This window comes from Streptomyces sp. SS7 (genome assembly GCF_037993025.1).
In the GTDB taxonomy this organism is placed as follows: domain Bacteria; phylum Actinomycetota; class Actinomycetes; order Streptomycetales; family Streptomycetaceae; genus Streptomyces.
The window spans coordinates 2,765,875-2,784,548 of sequence record NZ_CP141223.1 but is presented as its reverse complement, the minus strand read 5'-3'; the positions used below and the strand labels follow the sequence as shown (position 1 = coordinate 2,784,548).

Here is an 18,674-nt window from a genome sequence, read left to right as displayed (position 1 = left end):
CCGCGGTCTCATTCGTCTCGTCAGGCTTCTTTCCCGGGATGCCGAGCTGTGCCCGGACTTTCGTCATCAGCGCCATGTTGTCCTTCGTTCGTTCCTTGTCGTGGTGGTCGGCCTGGCGCTGGTCAGTTCAGCGACGCCTTGAGACTGAGCAGTTCGTCGTCGATGCCCTGGTAGAAGACCCGGAGCATCGGCAGGGCCTCCTCGCGGTCGAGCATCGTGGCTTCCTTGATCATCAGAGTCGAGCCGCCGACCTCGGCCTGGAGGACCTGGTGCCCCTTGCGCAGTGCGTCGGCGTTCTTGCCCTTGAGCAGCAGGTACTGGTGGATCGAGGTGAACTTCCCGCCCACGTGCTGCGTGAGAATGTCGTATTGCTCGTTCTGCAGCTCGATCAGATCGGGATCGCGGACCTGCAGGGCCTGGTTGCGCCGTTCCAGGTTCGCCACCTGGTGGTAGATCCGCTGCGGCTCCTTCGTCGTGATGAAGCTGTGCTCGCAGGCCGTCTCGACCTTGCGCCAGAAAGAGTCGACCCGATCGAGGATCCCGACCCGGTCCTCGTCGAAGAGCAAGTAGCTCGCCGAGCCGACGACCAGATAGGCCCGACCTTCGCCGCCGTCGGAGAAGCGGATCAGCCCGTCCTCGTCGATCCCGTCGATGCCGACGATCGAGTAGAAGTCCGTGGGGTTCGAGCTGCGGCGCGTAAAGACGTGACGGGCCTTCGGCGGCAGGTAAGCCAGGAAGGCCGGCACGCGCATGATGCGCAGCTCCTTCGTCCTCATCAGCCCGCCGAAGTAGGCGATCGCCGCCAGTCCCCAGAGGACGAAGAACGTGATGGCGACTGGGCCCGAGCTCGCGACGAACGTCGACGTGCTGAACCACAGCAGGGCGAGGATGCCACCGCCGAAGAAGAGCAGCTGCTTGATCGGGGAGGGCTTGGCCGCCCAACCTCCCTTGCTCAGCGTGATCTCGTGGTCGAGGAAGCTCCTGTTCAGCGAACTCGGCACCTTATAGGACAGTTTCGCCATGAATCTCTCATCTCCCGCTGCAACCCCAATGGTCATTGCTCGTTCTGTCGAAAAGTCCTCATACATGAGGTGCGTAGATGGCATCCTATCTTAGATAGGCCATTCGAATCGAGGATGAAAGGGGATTGAATGGCGACGTCCGATGGATTGGACTGACGAGTTCGGGTTATCGGGTGTCGTCTGAGCGGCTGACAGAGCAGCCATGCCACGCAAGCAGACGCGCTCAGCCCATTGCTGCGGCCTCGAAGCGCGGGACGTCGTCGTCCAGGTCGAGCACCGCCAGCGGATCGGCTGCGTCGTCCCGGTCGAAGATCTCCTGACGGACCGGCATCCCATCGAGCACTGCCTGCTCCGAGTGCCGGAAGTGGTAGTGCCCGGCGACGCACAGCGTCTCCTTGGCCGGATCGAGCACCGAGAGCACCTGCGCGGTGTGCACCTGCTGCGCCTCGCGCGCGTACGCCAGATCGTCGGGGCGCCAGCCGTGGCTGTCGCCGAGCCGCTGGATCAACCCCGGGACCATCAGCGCCTCGTGAGCGAGCACCACATCAGGACTTGCCCCGGCGTCCAGAAGACCCGCCGCCTGCTCGTCCGTGGGCAGCTCAGCCTCCCACCACGTCAGGCCCGGCATCCGCACGCACCGGTCGAAACTCGCGGCCCCTGCCAGCCGGCCGACGGAGTGCTGGTCGGCGCGCACGAGACTGGAGCGGGGGAGGAGCGCCAGGTGCGGTCCCATCCAGAGGACCCCGGGGCCGTTGCGCAACAGCGCGTCGATTACGTCGTAGTTATCGTGGTCGCCTAACACGACGTGCAGGCGCTCGCCCAGCAGGGCGAGCTGCTTGTTCAAAGCCTCCAGAGCCCGGATCTCGCTGCGCGTGCCGCGCCAGATCATCCCGAAGCTGTGCTTCCCTGATGATTGCCTCACGGTGGTCGCACTCGCCGCCGAAGCGGGTGTGCACCGCATGGCTCTGCAGAAGCGCCACGCCGACCTCAAGGAGGAGTTCTACGCGCAGGTGCGTACGGAAACGCACCAGACACCGGAAGTCGAAAGGCGGCTTCGCAAAGAGGTCGTCCGCCTGAAGGAAGCTCTCAAGGACTCCCGGGCTGCCGAGGCCGAGTCCCGGCATCGGGCGGAGCAGATGGCCCTCGCGGCAGCCGTCCTCACCCTCCGGCGACCCGTCAGCCTGGACCAGCCTGCCCCCGGCAACGTCATCCCGCTCCGCCCGCCCGGCGAATAAAGAGAGCAGGCCGTCACGCGGCGACGCCGAGCTCCTTGCGGGTCCGGTGGGTGGACTCGCGGACGGCTGGCTCGCGCCGCCCAGGGGGCGAGGGCGCCATTGAACGCGGGAACGCAGTCCTTGGCCGGCTCGTCCAGCCCCGGAGCGTCTCAAGGCTTCGCCGCTGCCTGGCCGCATGACGAGGAAGTGAGCCAGGCAGTAGCGTGCAGTTGTCAGGGGCGCGTCGCGATGATGGCTTCGGTGCGTACGACTTCGTCGAAGACGCCGTCGGGGGCGAACTCGCTGAGTGCCTGGCGCAGGTCGCGTTCGAAGGCGTCCTTCTGGGCGCCGAGTTGGGCGGGGCTGGAGTAGCTGTACGAGAACTGAAGACCAATCACCTCGTCCAGGGTGCGGATGACGGTGCGGTCCCAGCGGGCGGTTTCGACGTTGGAGAACGGGGAGCGGGCCACCACGTCCTGGTGGCGTTCCCTGGGGTGGGAGTAGGTCCCCGACCCGGCCCGTCGCTCGGGCCCGAGGTAGCGGGTGCGGACGTCGGCGATGACCTGGAGCCAGGGCGCGGGCTCCAGGTCGCCGGGGGCTCCGCCGGAGGCGAGGACGACGGCCCCGTTCGGCTCGACGAGTTGGTCGAGATCGCGAAGGGTCTGGTCGCGGTCCATCCAGTGGAAGGCGGCCCCCATCACGGTCAGCAGCACCGGTTCCAGGCCCATGCCGGGAAGGGTGGTGGAGTCGCCTTGGCGCCAGTCGATGTTGGTGATGTCCTGCTCGGCGGCGAGTTTGCGGCCCTCGTCGAGCATGCCGGGCTCGGGGTCGACGGCGGTGACGTGGCCGACGAGCTTGGCGAGGGGGAGGGCAAGCACGCCGGTGCCGGTGCCCAGGTCCAGGACGCGCTGAGTGCCGTCCAGGGCAAAGCGCGCGGCCAGCATGTCGTAGAAAGCCTGGTCGTAGCCGGGTCGGTAGCGGGCGTAGTAGGGGGCGGTGGAGGCAAACAGCTCGTCGGGCGTGTAGGTCATCTCGTCAGTCTTTCGCGTTCAGTTGGCCGTGTGTGGTGTCATTCCGGAGAACGAGCCGGGTCCGCGTTGAGGTGCTGCCACCAGGCGCGCAGGACCGCGGCTCCGGCGCCTTCGTGAGCAACGGAGCCGTCCGGGTTGCGGTCGGGGCGGCCGAGCAGCTGCTGCTCGATGTCGGTCAGATCCCCGCGTTGTAGTAGCTGGGGGGCGGGGTCGTCGACGGGGGCGAGCCAGCGGTAGCCGTACTGCATCATCACTGCCAGCCGGGGGTGGCCGGAGGTGTTGAGACCGCCTGCGTGCCAGGTGCGGTTCTCGAACAGGAACGCGTCGCAGGGGCCGACATCGGGGGTGATCGCGCCGGGCGGGTCGATTGCTCCGGCCGGGACGGTGACGGGTCCGGTGTCGGTGTGGCTGCCGGGGAGGACCATGGTGACGCCGGCGTCGGGGGTGAGGTCGCTGAGGAAGTAGGCAACCTTGATCGACATGCGCGGGACAACATCGGTGCCGAGGTCGCGGGTGGCAGAACTCATGTCGCGGTGCCAGCCGTGCCGCTCGGGGACGCGGATGGTGCGCGTACCGCCGGGCGGGATGGACGGCATGTAGATCAGGTTGCTGGACATCAGGAGCAGGTTCGCGCTCAGCAGCGCGACGAGGGTGGGCAGCACCTTCGGGTTGGTGACCAGCGGCAGGAAGGTGTCGTCCATGGCGACGATGCCGCGGAAGCCGTCCTTGCCGTCGACGCTGCGGTCCCTTCCGAGGGTGCGGTCGCTCGCCAGCAGCCGCAACGCCGCCGCGGCGGCCTGCTCGCGCCACTCGGGCGTGATCACGTCGCGCAGCACGACGAAGCCGTCACGTTCGAAGGCGTCCAGGACCTTCGGGTCGGGCGGGGACGCCGTTTCGAGGGTCGTCATCCGCTGTGCTCCTTGATCATGAGGGCGGCCTGGGCGGAGAGGGCGGCGGACGAGAGGCCGCAGTGCTCCAGCAGGCCCTCGGGGGTAGTGGGACGGCTGGGCTCCCGGTAGCCGACGACGTGGAACCGGCTGGTCTCGCCGCGGGCGGCCAGCAGCGCGCGGACGGGAGCGGGATGGGTGGGGACGGCCATCAGGACGGGAGTGCCGGTGCCGAACAGGCGGGTGAAGGTCCTCTCATCAAGAGCGTAGGGCCAGTGCGGGGCCGGACCGAGGACCGCGAGATCGTTGACATGCAGATAGCGGATCTTGATCTCGGGATGCGACCGGCGCAGCAGCGTGGCGGCGGCGGTCAGCTCGCGGGCCGGGACGTCCCCGGCCGAGGCGAGGACGAGGTGCGGGCGGCCGTGGTGGCTCAGGTGGGGCCAGACGGCGGCGCCGTCGGTGAGCTCGTCGCGGAACGGGTCCGGCGGGAAGGCGGGGCCGGGGTGCTTGTCGGTGATCAGGAAGTTGACGCGGTCGTGCCCGGCCAGCATCGCCGCGAGGACGGCGGCGGCCCGCGTGGCGTCCGCGGGGGTGTAGACGTGTACGAAGCCGTCCTCGGTCTCCAGTATCGAGGAGACCAGGCCGGGGTTTTGGTGGGTGTAGGTGTTGCGCCAGCCCAGCGAGGTGATCAGGTAGTTGACCGAGGGCAGTCCGCCCTGCCCGGTGAGATAGCGCAGCCGCCGGTGCTTGAGGTGCTGGACGAGCAGGCTGGTGTTGACCGGGGCGAAGGCTTCGTAGGTGGCCAGCAGCGCGTCCCGGCCGGTCTCGGTGTAGCCCTGCAGCCAGCCGTGACAGATCTCCTCATTCAGGATCTCGGTCGCCCAGGGCGGCAGCGCATCGTCCGTCGTCACCACCAGCCGGTTGGAGGCGATCTCGTCCGGGCTGAACAGGCGAAACGCCCCGCTGGCCGCGCGTTCGCGGATAGCTGTGGACACGTCGGGCCAGGACTGAAGCCGCCGGGAGGCGAGCGGGGCCGAGGGCCGTGCCGTCCCCGGTTCGCCGGGGGGACCGGGCAGGGCCTGGCGGACTAGGTGGGTCGGCCGTCCTTGGGTGGTGAACAGCTCGGCGGGTCGGTAGGAGGCGAGCCAGGCCGCCAGTGCGGCGAACTCCGCGTCGTTGTGGCGGGGACTTTTCAGCGGGGTCTTGTGGACGGCCGGGGTGCCCGCGATCTGCCGGTCGGCCACCCGTTCGGGCCCGGTGTGTCCCTTGGGCATGGTCAGCACGATCACCGGCTGCCGGGCGGGCTCGCCTAGCGGCCGCTGCTGGGTGAGGGCGTCGGCCAGCAGCTGGCGGAAGCCGGGCAGGTCGGCGCCGTCGTGGATCAGCGGCTCGTAGCCGAGGCCGGTGAAATATGCGCGTACCTCGTCCTGGTTCATGCCGGCCAGCAGGGAGGGGCCGCCCATCTTCAGCCCGTTGGCCAGCACCACCGGCAGCACCGCCCCGTGCTCTCCGCTGCCGTGAAGGGCTCGGCGGGCGAGCCAGGCCGCCGCGGTCGCCCCGGTCTCCAGCTCGCCGTCCCCGATCAGCGGGACGACCAGACGGTGCGGGGCGTCCAGCACCATGCCCTGGGCGATGGCGAGGGCGGGGCCGAGCTGTCCGCCGGTGTGCCGGACGCCGGGGATGAGCGGGGTGATCTCCCCGCCGAACCGCTCCGGGTGCGGGAAGCCGGTGATCAGGGCACGCAGTTCGGGCATCGAACAGCCCGGCCCGTTCCCGGTCAGGTGCAGGCTGCCGCCCAGGTAGGCGTGGGCGAGCGCCGAGGGTCCGGCATGTCCGGCGCCGTGCAGCACCAGCAGTTCGGACCCCGCGGGCCGCCAGGCGGTCAGCGGCCCGAGGTGGGCGAGCATGTAGTTGACCGGCGGGCAGACGCCCCAGTGCCCGCGGGGAGTCTCCTTGACGTCCGTCGTTCGGAGCGGGCGGGCGAGGCGGGCGTTGTCCGTGAGGTAGAGCTGGGCGGCGGACAGGTGGTTCAACGCCCGCCAGCAGGCGTTGATGGCCTGGTCGGGCACAGCCTCGGCAGCTTGCCGTGCCGCGTAGCTCCAGTCGGGGAAGCCGGGCGGGGCCGGGTCGGCGACGCGTTCGGTGGTCAAGGCCATGGGTCAGCTCTGGGTGCGGGTGGCGACCGCGTCGATGACGGCGGTGATGCGGGCGGTGCGGATGTCGGCGGTGGCGGATTCGGTGATCAGGTGGAGCATCTGGGCCTGCTCGTGGGCGGGCAGTACCGACCAGTCCAGTTGGGCCTTCTCCAGGGCTGCGGCCAGGTCGTCGGGGACGCCACGGGTGGACTTCTCGCGGACGGGCTGGAGGGTGAGCGGGATGCCTGGCCCCTCGATCGTGTCGGTCGCGGCGGTTGCGTGGGGGACGGCGGCCTGGCCGTACACGGAGACAGCGACAGCGGTGCGGGCTGTGCCGTCGGGGCAGGTCACCCGCAGCCGTTTGCCGCGCAGACCGGCCGGTCCGGCGCAGGGCAGAAGCAGCATGCTGCGTGTCCCGGTGCCGGCCGGGCGGGCGAGCACGTGCAGCGTCTCGCCGCCGGTAGGCAGCGGCAGCAGGGTGCGATGATCCCGGGCCAGAGAGAGGTGGCCGGCCAGCGGGGGCTGGGTGATGGCGATGATGCCGCCTTCGCCGCCGGTGGCACGGCGGGTGGCCTTGTGCGTGAACAGGCAGCGGTCCACCGCGGCGAGCAGCTGGTCGGTGAAGTGGTGCTTCCAGCCGCCGGCGCCACGGTCGGTGGGGAGGTGCTCGGCGGAGGCGAAGGCCAGGGCGAAGGAGACGCGTACCGGCAGCTCGTCGGCGAGCCGGTCCCGTAGTTGGGTGACGGCCCGGTGGAAGGCGTTCGCGTCGTCCAGGGCGGCGGCGATGATGACCTCGTCCCCGCCGAAGGTGGCCGCGCATGCGGCCTCCCAGGGCTGGGTGTGGAACCAGGTGCGGGTGACGGCGCCGAGGCGGGCCATCACCTTGTTTCCGGCCAGGTGTCCGTAGCAGCCGGGGTCGGTGGCGTTGGCCTGTTCGACGTGGCCCTTGAGCCCGTCGACGTCGCCGATCGCCAGCCCCACCAGTCCCCCGCGGGTCAGGGCGGACGCCAGCGCCCGGGGGATGTGGCTGTGGAAGTCGGGGAAGGCGACCAGGCCGGTCACCGCGTCCTCGCGGCTGCCGGCGCACCACTCGCGCAGCGGGAGCTGCGCGGGGTCGAACAGCGGCACCGAGCTGACGAGCGGGTCGTGGGCGGCCACTTTCGGGCAGTGCTTGCCGGTCGGGTCCATCAGCGGGAAGCCTCCGAGGTCGTCGCCGGGGCCGGTGCGGGCCCGGCGGGCAGCAGCAGGGGAAGGGTGGTGAGTGTGTGGAGGCGAACGGTGCGGGCGGAGGTCATCAGCGGGCCGCCGGCCATGCGGCGATCCAGCCAGGCGGTGTACCAGCCGGCCGCAGCGGCTCCGGCGACATCCGCCCGGGGCGAGTCCCCGACGTGCAGAAGATGATCCGGGCCGAGCCCGGAGGCGTGTTCGACGGCGGCGAAGGCTTCGCGTTCGGGCTTGACCGCGCCGGTCTCGGCCGAATAGATCACCCGATCCAGCAAGTTCCTGAATGCTTGCGGCGGCTCGGCCGGGATGGAGGATCCGAGGCTGTTGGTCAGGGCGAACAGTGCGAAGCCCCGCTCGCGCAGCAAGTTCAGTGCCGGTTTCGCATCCGGGAACAGCTCCGGCTCGGCGGCCCGTTGCCGGGCCCGCTCCAGCACGTGGGTGAGCGGGCCGACCAGGGCAGGGCGGCGGAAGGCTGCTGCCAGGTCGCGGGCGAGGTCCTCGGGAGTGATCCGGCGGCGTTTCGCTCCCTGTTCCATCACCGCGCGGGCCTCTTCCAGCGAGATGCCCAGCAACTGGGCGACCTGCCCGGTGGTCGGCTCGGACTCGGGACGTACCAGGGTGCCGCCCAGGTCGAAGCAGATGCCACGTACCCCCTCCCAGAGGGTGCGGCGCAACCGCTGCTGGGGAGTCACGAGCCCGTCACCTCCAGCACTGCCGCTTTCTCAGGCAGCGTGGGGGCCTCGGCAAGGCCCGGGACGGTGCGGACGGGCAGCATCCCGTCCTCGACCTGGACGGGGGCGGGGTAGATCTGCTGCCGCAGCGGCTCCAGGGTCAGGTGCCACTCGATAGCTGGGATCTTGTCGCGGCAGCAGGCGCCGGCCAGGGCGAGAGCGGCGGGCAGCCGGTCGCCGTGCGGGAAGGTCGCCATGCCCAGGTCCGCGGCGACCTCGGTGGTGTGCAGCGAGCGAGCCAGCCCGCCCGACCAGCCCGGATCGACCTGCCAGACATCCACCGCCTCGCCGGTCAGCAGCCGGGTCTGCTCGGCCTCGTCGACGGCGTGTTCGCCCGCCGCCAGGGGGACCCCGGTTCCGGCCGCCCGCAGCCGGTGCCAGCCGAAGGAGCCGGGCGGCAGGAGTTCCTCGGCGAAGGTCACCTGAAGATCGGCCAGGACGGGCAGCAGCTGCATCGCCTCGTCCAGACGGCACCGGCCCAGGGCGTCGACCATGAACCGGCCCTCGCCCGCTGCTTCCCGTAACCGCCCGAGCGTCTTCGCGACCGCCCTCGGACCGGCCAGGATCAGCGGTTTGGGCAGCGGCCACTTCTGCCCCCAGAATCCCGCCGCGGTGATCCAGGCCGCCGCCTCCGGGGCCGAGGCGTGGGACGGGTCGAGGCCGAGGGCGGAGGCGTAGGCGGGGACCTTGGGCCGGATGGTGCCGCCCAGCAGGCCGGTCACGCTCAGCCCGGTGGCCCGGGAGGCCAGGTCCCAGCAGGCCAGTTCGACCGCGGAGGCGGCCTGCCGGGCGTGTGCACCGTTGCGGTGCCGCCCGGTCTTCTTGCGGTAGGCCAGGCAGCGGGGGGCGGCGGCATCGTGCCCGATCAGCCCGGCGGCCAGATCGTCGGCGATGATCTGCGCGACGGTCTCGGCGACCGGGGCATGCCAGCCGGAGACTCCGTCGCCGACCAGCTCGATGGCGAACCGGGTGCGGTGCTCGGCCCAGGCCGGGCCCGCCGGCAGCTCACCTGCCGCGGCGGCAACCGGCTCGGGCAGTTCGGACGGCAGCCCGGCGGGCTGCGGGGGCAGCTGCCAGGCGCGGACGGCGCGGACCACGGTCTTCGTGGCCATCCCGGCTTGGGCGGGTGCGCGAACCGTGAGGGTCGTCATCAGATCTTCGCCCCCGTCAGTTCCTCCCCGGCGAAGGTGAAGCACCACGGACTGCGGTAGTTCTGCCACCACTGCGGACGCAAGCCCGTCGGCGCGAAGAGTTCCTCCAGGTGCCGGCGCATGGTCAGGTGCCACTCGATCGTGTCCGAGCCCGGCGTGCGGTAGACGTCCATGAACGCGTTGTGGGCCTGGTAGGTCTGGAACCGGGGGAAGGCGGTGGTGACCGGCACGAAGTCCTTCAGGTGCTCGATCGCGTCCTCGATCGGGTCCAGGCCGACGATGTAGGTGAAGTCGGTGGTGATGCCCCGCTGCTTGGCCCGGCCCAGGGCGGCGGTCATCTCGGCGGGGGTGAGTTTGGCCTTGGACTCCTTGAGGATCTGCCGCCGCTCGGTGAAGCACTCCGCGGTCAGGGTCAGGTGGAACGGGCCCAGACCAGCGGCGGCGTCCATGCCCTCGTCGCTGCTCAGCACCGAGGACAGGAAGTGCAGGGTTCCGGTGCAGCCGTTCTGGCCCATCGCCGCGCGGACCTCGGCGAGATGGTCCAGCGCGAGGTGCTCGTAGAGGAAGCAGCCGGTGCAGACCGTCACCGTCTCCACCGACGACAGGTCCTCCATGCCGGAGTTCGCCGCGAGAGCGCCGAGGTAGCCGGGCAGGTCCAGGGCCTTGATCTTCGGGTCGGAGGCGTCTTCGAGGGTGTTGGGGCAGAACACGCAGCCGGTGCACTGGCTGCGGGCGTTGGAGTTGAGGGTGAGCATCTTCGTGCCGTTGCGCCAGTAGCCCAGCACCGCGTCGTCGTCCTCGATGCCGTCGACCTCGCCGACCTTCTCGCCGTTCAGCCGCAGCTCGTACTCGTCCAGCTCGAACGGGGAGTCCTCACGGCCCAGCGAGAGGATCAGGAACAGCGGGGTGTCGGGGCGGGAGTCCAGCCGCAGCCGGAAGCGCATGCGCGGCTTGGTCAGCGGGGAGCGGGCGCCGGAGGCGTTGAGCGCGATCAGCAGCACGTCCTCGGGGTTGACGTTCCACTCGCGGGCCACCTGGTCAAGTTGGCGGACCGATTCGAGCATCAGCGGTTCCCTTCGTGTGGTGGGAGGTGCAGGTCGTCTACGGCGCTGTAGCCGCCGTCTGATGCGGGTGCTGTGGGATGGATCAGGCCGCGATGGGAGCCAGGGGAAGGCGGATGACGATCCGCTTGCCGCCCGTGGCCGTCTCCGGGAGGACCTCGGCTCTGCCGTGGACTTCCCGCACCAGGGCGTCGACCAGGAACAGGCCGCGGCCACCGAGGTCGTGGGCGGCGGGCAGCGGCTTCGGCTTGAGCGGGTGGGCATCCGCGACGGCCAGCACCAGCGCAGCCTCCTCCTCGACAGCGAGGGTGACGGCGGCGGTGGGCGAAAGCACGGCCGCGTGTTGCACCACGTTCGTCACCAGCTCGCTGACGATCAGGCAGGCGGTGCCCACGACCTCCTCGGACATGCCCCAGCCGGCAAGGACCTTGGCCGTCTCACGGCGGGCCAGCGGGACGTACTCGGCCTCGGAGACCACCTGGAAGTCGTGGCGCATCACGGTGCTGGACATCGCGGGACTCACCCTCTCTCCGAGCGGCAGCGCCCGGACCGTAACCGAAGGTAAGAGCCCCAGCACGCAGAGGTGTTCACGACGGTGAACCCACCACCCCGAGCCCCGGATCAGGGTCGAACGACGGCGAACGCCGACTCGGGTACGGGAGTTGCGTACAGACCAACGTGCTCAACCGGGTACGGCGCCCGTACAGAAGTCACGTGCCGACCGTCGCCAGCCGCCTACGGACTTATGCGCTCAGCCGGATCAGGTAGACGCCGCTGGTCAGAGAGGCAGACCGATACGGTGGGCCAGGCCCCGCAGGTCCCGCGCGGCGTGGGCGGACAGCTGCCGGTCGGTCAGGAATTCGACGGTGTTCCTCACCGGTGCGTTGGCGCGGATGCGCTGCGGTGCGATCTCCTCGGCGGTCAGCAGGGCCGCAACCGCCTGAGCCTCCCGGCCTCGCAGATGAGCCAGCGACCGGCCCAGGTCAGCGTGGAAGGCGGCCTGCCGTCCCGGAGCCTCCGCCAGCGTCTCGGGATGGACCCCGCCCCCGGCGGTGACGGCCACTCCGTGCAGACCGAGGTCGGTGTTCAGGCTCACCTTGTGGATGCCGACGTTGGTGGGGCCGAAGTTCAGGTGCCAGGCCCGCGTCTCGCCAGTGCGGCCAGCCAGCTTGGCGGCCTCCGCCAGATGGCCGCGGACATCCTCAGCGCGGGTGTCCCCGGGCCGCTGCCGGTCCTGGGTCAGCGAGGTGGCAGAGATCAGGTGGAGTTCACCGAGCAGCGCATGAGCATCAGGGCTCGTCAGGTGCGCTTCGAGCGTGTTGGCGGCGGCGGTAGCCTGAGCCAGGGCCTGAGTGGGACTGCCGGCCGACATCAGCACGTGGGTGTGGAAGAAGCCGGACAGGGCGGAGTAGACCGGGTCGTCCAACTCCGCAATCGCCTCGGCGGCACGGGTCACCGCGATGAACGCCAAGTCGGTGTAGCCGAGATTCTTCAGCAGCAGGGTGCAGGCCGGATGGTAGGCGTCCGCCAGTAGCTTCAGCAGGTCGCGGCGAGCGGCGCCGTCGGCGGCCTCGGCGGCTGCGTGCAGGTCGGCCAGTAGCGTCGGCAGCCCGGCGGCCAGGGTGCCGTATTCGGCCCCGTGGTACAGCCGGTTGGCCTTCGCCACCCGTTCAGTCAGCACTGCTGCCGGAACCTCCGGTGGGCGGCGGTCCGGTGGGGTGGCCATGGTCAGGCCCATCAGCGTCAGCCGCAGGGCGGGGATCGCCTCGTGAGCTGCGCTGGTGTGCGGGTCCACGGGGGCGAAGGGCTGCCCCGTCAGTTCGGACGGGGCGATCTGCAACGCCTCGGCGAAGGAGGTGATGAGACTGGAGCGGTCCAGCAGCCGCTGGCCGTTCTCGACCATCGACAGGTAGCCGACCGACACCCCGGCCAGGCCCGCGAGATTGCGCAGGCTCATCCCGCGCTGCCGGCGGGCCGAGCGCAGACGCTCGCCGATCCTCCGAGCCTGCTCTTCGTTCATTGCCCCCGCCTCAACTCCCGTGCCTCAGCCGTAGCGTAGGGCGAGCCTGCCGCCCTCAGGGGTCTTTCCCGCCAGGCGGGCGACATCACCGCAGCCCGGCCCGCTCGGCCAGATCCCGCAATGCCGCGGCCTGAACGGTGGTGCGGTCGGTGAGCGCGGCGACCAGGTCCCGGGCGAAGGGGTCCAGCCGCAGCCGCAGCGGTGCCGCCGCATCGGCCTCGATGAGCCGGGCGGCAGCCTCATCGGCACGGTTCTGGCGGGCCTCGGCCGCCGCGGCGACCACCAGCAGACTGGAGCGGTGAGCGCCGTCGAGTGCGGCATGATCCGCCGCGCGGGCATAGTCGGCGGCCTCCGCCGCGTCCCCCGCCTCGGCCGCGACGGCAGCCCGGGCCGCGATCACCAGGGCCGCCTCCCGTACGCCGTCGGCTCGTTCGGCGGCCGTGGCAAGAAGTTGCTCGGCCGCCAGGCGGCGTCCGGCCATCGCCTGGGCGACGGCGGCCAGCGCCGGCAGCTCCCAGTCCGCTCCGGCATCCTCAGCGCGGTCGGCGCGGGCCAGCGCATACTCCGGCAGGCCGAGGTCGATCAGCAGCCGCACCTCCTCGACCAGCACCGGCAGCGGTTCGCGCGTGCCGGGACGAGCCCGGTGCAGCAGCATCCACGCCAGGTCCTTGTAACCCAGGCGCCTGAGCAGCCCGGCGGCCAGCACATGCGCGTCCACGCGCAGCCGCACCGCCTCTTCCCACCCGGGCCCCGCAGCGGCGGCCATTGCGCGGTCGGCCGTCTCGATCAAGTCCGGTAGCTCGAGCGCGAGATGGTGCTCATCGCCCGCGGCATCGGCCCGTGCGGCGGCCCGGGTCCGTTCCACCAGCTCCTCCAGCAGCACGCCGGGGGCTGCATCCGCTTGTCGACGGACCAAGCTGCGCCGCACGTGGAAGGCGACCGCCCGCACCGCCGCGTGCTCCTCCCCACGTGGCGGGTAGGGCTGCCCGGTCAGGTCCGCGACATCCAGCCGCAAGGCGGTGGCCAGCGCCGCCAGTCGGCCACGGCGGTCTACCCACTCCCGGCCCGTCTCCAGTCCGACGAGGTAATCGAGCTCCAGGCCGGTGCGGGAGGCAAGGTCATCCCGGGTCAGTTCCCGGCGGCGGCGCCAGGCGGCCAGGCGGGCCCCAATCGGGCCGCCGGCGGCCTCCTCGTCCAGCTCGCGCATCACCAGATTGCTCGCATACCTACTCGCCCGGTCCGTGCTCCGCCAGGACAAAGGTCTATGCCCCGTTCAGGGGAAGGGCGGGTCCCCCGTGGCAGGACGCATATGCCTGGCGCGCGACACATTAGTCACACCGCTGAAGGCCGCGCGAACTGGCAGGTGACGCGCCCGAGCAGAGTGGAGGTGGGCTCAGGGCGGGCAGGAGCGCGACGTTGGTCCCTGACTGTCGCAGCCGTTCGTCCTCCCGCATCGACCCGCCCCGCGCCGCCGCCCGAACCGCCACCCCGCGCGTCACGACGACCGCGGCACCCTGAACGCTGACACCTGGCGCGACGCCGGATGGACCGTCCGCGCCCTCGGCAGCCCCTGAGCCGCGGTTTCGTCACCCGGCCCCGTGACGCCTCCGCAATCGGCGCACGCGGCCGGACCAGAGCCGCCAACAGCGTCCTGACGATCATGGAACCGATGGCACACTGATCTGCCCAACTTGCCCATCACACCTGGGAGATCACCTGATGAACGCCACCCCCACCGCCGACACCCAGCGAACCGAGCAGGCCGAGGATCGCACCGGCGGCTGCCTCTGCGGTCGCCTCCGCTTCACCGCCCAGGGCCCCGCAGTCTTCCCTCACACCTGTGAGTGTGAACACTGCCAGAAACTCGGCGGCACCCCCGTGATGTGGTGGGTGGGCTTCAAGACGATCACCTGGATCGGCGAGGGTGGCGAGCCGACCTGGTACGAGACCTTCCCCGGTGAGGCGAAGCGCGGCTTCTGTCCGACCTGCGGCAGCCGCGTCGCGGCGATCGACAGCGACATCCCGGAGTTCGGCATCAACGTCACGGCCCTCGACGACGCCAGCGGCGAGGACCTCGTGCCGATCCACGCCTCCTTCCACGACAACGCTGTTCGCTGGCTGCCCTCGGTAGCGACGGCAGAGCCCACCACGGCCAGCTGACCATGGACACCGCCGATCAAGCCCACCCGATCTTTCCCAGCCGCACTGCTTCGTTCATCGTCTCCATCGCTCCCTCGTGCTGTCTCTGTCGTGAAATGCCGACAGCGGGCCCCAAGATCCGGGACCCGCTGCTGCTCGTCGGTGCTCGTCTTCCTTGAGCACAGCGATGAACCGAGGCACCTCGACCTCGATCGCATCAAGGTCAGTCACACGCAGCAGTTGATAGTCGTTCGCCTTTGCCCAGGCCGTCTTGATCCGGTCACGGTGTTGAACGCCGACTAACTCCCGCTCCGCGTCTCCCTCCGCCATGCCAGGTCGTCTCACGGGTTGGAAGTGCTGCAGACCATCGAACTCAATCAGCGCCCGATGGCGGGGCAGATGGAAGTCGAAGCGAAGCGGCTTCTTATGCCGGCACGTGGGATGACCCCATTCCTGATCGGACAGCACTCCGAGCTCATCAAGAACTCGAGCAATCGCCTGCTCACCTTTTGGGAGAAGGCAGGCCGGACACCCGCAACCAAACAGATGCGATGCGGCTTGCTGCTCAAAGTCACCATGCTCTCGACATGTGATCTGCACCTTGTCCCGACCTCGGACGTATACGACCTGCCCGTAGTCGTATCGATCACCATGAATCTCATAGGCTCGCTCGATCCACTCCTCAGTGGTCAGCGAGCGGTCAGCGCATGCCGGACAGCGCCGACCACCCCGAACATGACTCGCTGGAGTCTGCAGAAACTCACCATGTTCTGGGCACACGATCGTGACCTTGTCGAATGCCGTCACGTACTGGACCTTTGTGTAGTCATAGCGATGCCCATGCACAGCCCGCGCCTGCTCGATCCATGTGTCCGTCGACATACGCCTCGCCCGACCCGTGCGAGTTGACGCGCATGGCAAGCATCCGTGACCGTGAAAAGCGTGGTTCACAGGGGACTGCTCGAACTCACCATGGGTCGGACAGACGATCACTACCTTGGTGGTTTTGTTGACGTACTCGACCCGTGAGTAGTCGTACTTGTCCCCGTGGGTGGACCGTGCACGGTCCACCCACTCCTCAGTCGTCAACGGCCTGGGCATCAGCCGAATGACGGCACGATCTTCTTCTTGCCGCCCTCTTCCTTCCAGGACACGGCGGCATCGAACGTCTTGCCCTTGGCGGAAACAAAACCCTTACCCTGGATGGTCTTGCCAGCCGCCAGATCCTTGCGCTCCGCGTCCGTGAACACGTGCTGGCACCAGGACCGCGGCGGCTCGTCGCCGGAGCCGAAGTCGGGGACGATCTTCTTGGCCTTCGCGTCCCAGCTGACCTTGCAGCCGAAGGTCTTTCCGGTCCTCGCGCTGACGAAGTCGTCGATCTCCAGCGACTGGCCCGCCAAGAGCGCCGTGACCTCCGTCGGCGTGAACGTCCGGCCGGACCACTTCGTCGGCTTGTCCGGCACCTCCAGCCGGAACCCGACGAACTTGCGGCCCTTGTAGTCGCCGACGCCGAGCGCTCCGGTGGCCGTGTAGGGCTTGCCCGCCTTGTTCGTGGTCTCGAACGAGATCGTCTCGCCAGCCAGCAGCTTCGCCACCTCGTCGTCACTGAACTCGTGGCCCGACCAGATCTTCTTGAAGGCGATCTTCTTCGGGCCGCCCGGAGCGGCCTGCCACACGCCCTCGGCGCGGGCGGCGACGGCCTGCTTCTTCAGGCCCAGCTCGGCGCGCATGGACGCGGCGTTCTTCGTCATCGTGTCGATGTCCTCGCGCACCCAGTCGGCGATGACGGCCAGGCGTTCCTCAGCGGTCGCCGTCCCGGCAGCGATGTCGCGCATGTCGGCGTAGACCTTCTCGGTGAGCCCGAGGTCGCCGATGCGCGTGCCCGGCAGGAGCCGCCAGCTCATCTCGCCGGCCTGCGCCAGCCTGAGCTTCCGGCCCTTCTCCGTCAGCAGCGGGTACTTCGCCTTGCCATTGGTGACCTCGGAATACGTCGAGGTGCGGGTCGCGCCCGTGCCCACGTCGCGCTTCTCCAGCTGCTTCATCAGCCACTTCATCGTCGGATGCTCGGGGCGCTTGTTCGCGCCCTCGAAGATGAACGGCTCCGCGGTCTGGCCCAGGCCCTTGCCGGACTCGTTCTCGTCGCCTTCGGCCGTGTCGTCGCCGGCGTCCGGATCGAACACGGCCCGCCAGCCGGGGCTCTTGGGCACATTGGCGATGCCCACGAAGTCCGGGTACTTCTCCACGTGGCCCTTCTGCTGCTCGTAGAGATAGTCCTCGGCGAGCATGGCCAGGTAGTTCTTCGCGAGCATCTCGTAGATGAGCCGTCCGGCCTTGCCGTACTTGTGCTCGACCTGGTCCAGCGAGGAGGGCACCTTCGGTCCCGGACGATTCGCGCCGTGCGCGCCCTGGGGCTTCACGTGTGTGGACCGGGGCTGGCGGTGCGTCAGAAGCCCAGCGTCGACGCCGACCACGGCGGCGATCTTGTCGACCAGCGGGGCGAGGTCCTTGAACTGCTCGGGCGCGATCGTCTTGTCCTCCGTGCGCGGGTACGAGACGACCTGGTCCTCGTACATCTTCTGGTACGTCGAGAGCGTCAGGTTCGCCTTCACACCCTTGCCGACGAGCATCGAGGACAGCGACGCCAGGTCGAGCAGCTTCGGCGGCCCGGTCTTCTTGCCCGCCTTGCTGTCCAGGACGACAGGGGAGGGGCCGTACTGCTGCGGCACCTGGCCCTTCTCGTCGAACCGCGGCTCATCAGGGTTCGTGTACATGACGTCGTTCTCGTCGCGGAAGCGGTTCTGGAAGAACGGCTTCTTGACGTACGCGTCATAAGCCTTCTGCTGGTCGCCGACGAGAGAGACCATCGCCGACTTCAGCCGGCCCTGGCGCAGCACGAGGTCCTGACCGGACTGGCGGCCCATCGCCGTGGCGATACGGGTGAACTGCATCGAGAGGAAGTCCCACTGCGAGCGGTACATCGCCTTGCGGTAGTCGCCCTCGTCCTGCATGGACTTCACCGGCCGGCGCTGCTCGAAGGCCTTCTGGATCGAGGCCTTCGACTCGTCGGTGAACTCCATGCGGCTGAACCGCTTGCCATGGAAGCCGAGTTCGTCGATCGCCTCCCAGAAAAGCAGATCGCCCTCGCCGGACGGATCCAGGTCCGTGGCGATGACGATCTCGGCACCGCGGCTGAGCGCGGAACGCAGAGCCTTGATGACGTCTGCGACGTTCTTCTGTGGCTCGCGCTTCCACGAAAGATCCTGCGGGTTCCACGGCAGATTGCCCAGGTCCCACGTCTGGTAGGCGTCCGCGAGCGAGGAGTCCACCATCGCGTGTGGCTGGGCGAACTCGTAGAGATGACCCCGCAGGCTCGCCACTTCGTAGGCCGTGCCCTTGTAGCTGCCCTTCGTCCCGCCGAGGGCGCTGGCCATGTTCCTCGCTGCGCTCGGCTTCTCTGCGACCACGATCGCGACCATGTCGACTCCTTCTCTTCGTTGACTTGGAAGCGAGTGCGAGCCTACTCGAAAAGGGCGGCTGAATGAGAGTCGAAAGGGGCATGAAAGGGCTTTGAATGGCGCGAGGGTCATGTGAAGAAGGCCGGCGCCGGCACGCCGACAGCACCTTGCCGAGCGTCTCGAGTCCCTCCGGGTGCTTCAGGCCTTCCTCAAGCTCCTTCAGGCGGACGGGCCGCACACCGGCCACCTCGGCGACCTGCTTGCGTGTGGCCTGACCCCTGAGCTTGATCAGCAGATCCGGCAGGTCCGCGGTCAGGTCCTAGAGCATCCGGAACTTCTCACGCTCGCTCATGCGCGTGTGGCCGACGCGAATCGCGCCACAACTCTCTTCGCACCAGTACCAGCTCGTCGACGCGTCTTCACGACGACGTCCAGCAGCACTTCGCCCACCACCCGACGCATCCGATCCCCATCTCGCGGATCGGCGGGAGCCTGACCAGTGTCAAGGCGGTGCAGGGGCGGGTCGGCCCGGACGGCGCCGGCCCCGACCTGCTGCGCGACGCCCCGGCCGGACCGGCCTCCTGACCGGGCGCGACCTCGT

The 18,674-nt window shown here is 69.4% G+C and carries 16 protein-coding genes; 2 read left to right on the top strand and 14 right to left on the bottom strand.

Annotated elements, in window-relative coordinates:
* Positions 1-122 precede the first annotated feature (122 nt).
* Positions 123-1,022, bottom strand: a complete 900-nt coding sequence (locus U5640_RS12605) for a hypothetical protein (protein ID WP_340375914.1) — start codon at positions 1,020-1,022, stop codon at positions 123-125.
* A gap of 223 nt (positions 1,023-1,245) precedes the next feature.
* Positions 1,246-1,911, bottom strand: a complete 666-nt coding sequence (locus tag U5640_RS12600; RefSeq protein WP_340375913.1) for a hypothetical protein — start codon at positions 1,909-1,911, stop codon at positions 1,246-1,248.
* On the opposite strand from U5640_RS12600, the gene U5640_RS12595 reads away from it, so the two are divergent.
* Complete coding sequence (locus U5640_RS12595) at positions 1,895-2,257, top strand: hypothetical protein (RefSeq protein WP_340375912.1); 363 nt, start codon at positions 1,895-1,897, stop codon at positions 2,255-2,257. The genes U5640_RS12600 and U5640_RS12595 overlap by 17 nt on opposite strands.
* Before the next feature lie 212 nt (positions 2,258-2,469).
* Here U5640_RS12595 and U5640_RS12590 read toward each other — a convergent pair whose 3' ends face one another.
* The 10 genes from U5640_RS12590 to U5640_RS12545 all read right to left on the bottom strand — a co-directional run bounded on the left by U5640_RS12590 (position 2,470) and on the right by U5640_RS12545 (position 13,686).
* Entirely contained in the window at positions 2,470-3,267 is a 798-nt protein-coding gene (locus tag U5640_RS12590; protein ID WP_340375911.1) for a methyltransferase domain-containing protein, read from the bottom strand.
* Positions 3,268-3,305: 38 nt separating this feature from the next.
* Positions 3,306-4,175 carry a phytanoyl-CoA dioxygenase family protein gene (locus tag U5640_RS12585; protein WP_340375910.1) on the bottom strand — a complete coding sequence of 290 codons (870 nt, stop codon included), beginning with the start codon at positions 4,173-4,175 and terminating at the stop codon, positions 3,306-3,308.
* On the bottom strand, positions 4,172-6,313 hold the full coding sequence (locus U5640_RS12580; protein WP_340375909.1) for a phosphoketolase: 2,142 nt from the start codon (positions 6,311-6,313) through the stop codon (positions 4,172-4,174). The genes U5640_RS12585 and U5640_RS12580 overlap by 4 nt, the downstream gene beginning before the upstream one ends.
* 3 nt (positions 6,314-6,316) lie before the next feature.
* Entirely contained in the window at positions 6,317-7,480 is a 1,164-nt protein-coding gene (locus U5640_RS12575; RefSeq protein ID WP_340375908.1) for a hypothetical protein, read from the bottom strand.
* Positions 7,480-8,190 carry an HAD family hydrolase gene (locus U5640_RS12570; protein WP_340375907.1) on the bottom strand — a complete coding sequence of 237 codons (711 nt, stop codon included), beginning with the start codon at positions 8,188-8,190 and terminating at the stop codon, positions 7,480-7,482. The genes U5640_RS12575 and U5640_RS12570 overlap by 1 nt, the downstream gene beginning before the upstream one ends.
* A 14-nt stretch (positions 8,191-8,204) precedes the next feature.
* The gene (locus U5640_RS12565) at positions 8,205-9,359 is read right to left on the bottom strand and encodes an enolase C-terminal domain-like protein (RefSeq protein WP_340375906.1); all 1,155 of its coding nucleotides are present in this window, start codon (positions 9,357-9,359) and stop codon (positions 8,205-8,207) included.
* Positions 9,360-9,397: 38 nt separating this feature from the next.
* Positions 9,398-10,462 carry a radical SAM protein gene (locus tag U5640_RS12560; RefSeq protein WP_340375905.1) on the bottom strand — a complete coding sequence of 355 codons (1,065 nt, stop codon included), beginning with the start codon at positions 10,460-10,462 and terminating at the stop codon, positions 9,398-9,400.
* Between the two features lie 82 nt (positions 10,463-10,544).
* Positions 10,545-10,970 (bottom strand): ATP-binding protein, encoded by a 426-nt coding sequence (locus U5640_RS12555; protein ID WP_340375904.1) that lies wholly within the window; start codon positions 10,968-10,970, stop codon positions 10,545-10,547.
* A gap of 267 nt (positions 10,971-11,237) precedes the next feature.
* The gene (locus U5640_RS12550; protein WP_340375903.1) at positions 11,238-12,479 is read right to left on the bottom strand and encodes a helix-turn-helix domain-containing protein; all 1,242 of its coding nucleotides are present in this window, start codon (positions 12,477-12,479) and stop codon (positions 11,238-11,240) included.
* Between the two features lie 85 nt (positions 12,480-12,564).
* A complete protein-coding gene (locus U5640_RS12545; RefSeq protein WP_340375902.1) occupies positions 12,565-13,686 on the bottom strand; it encodes a helix-turn-helix domain-containing protein in 1,122 nt (373 codons plus the stop codon).
* A gap of 512 nt (positions 13,687-14,198) precedes the next feature.
* Between U5640_RS12545 and U5640_RS12540 the strand changes: the two genes are divergently transcribed.
* Positions 14,199-14,639, top strand: coding sequence for a GFA family protein (locus U5640_RS12540; RefSeq protein WP_340375901.1), 441 nt, complete (start codon positions 14,199-14,201; stop codon positions 14,637-14,639).
* Between the two features lie 54 nt (positions 14,640-14,693).
* Here the strand turns inward: U5640_RS12540 and U5640_RS12535 are convergent, their stop codons facing one another.
* On the bottom strand, positions 14,694-15,500 hold the full coding sequence (locus tag U5640_RS12535) for a hypothetical protein (protein ID WP_340375900.1): 807 nt from the start codon (positions 15,498-15,500) through the stop codon (positions 14,694-14,696).
* Between the two features lie 218 nt (positions 15,501-15,718).
* Complete coding sequence (locus U5640_RS12530) at positions 15,719-18,094, bottom strand: DNA topoisomerase (RefSeq protein ID WP_340375899.1); 2,376 nt, start codon at positions 18,092-18,094, stop codon at positions 15,719-15,721.
* Positions 18,095-18,674: the final 580 nt, after the last annotated feature.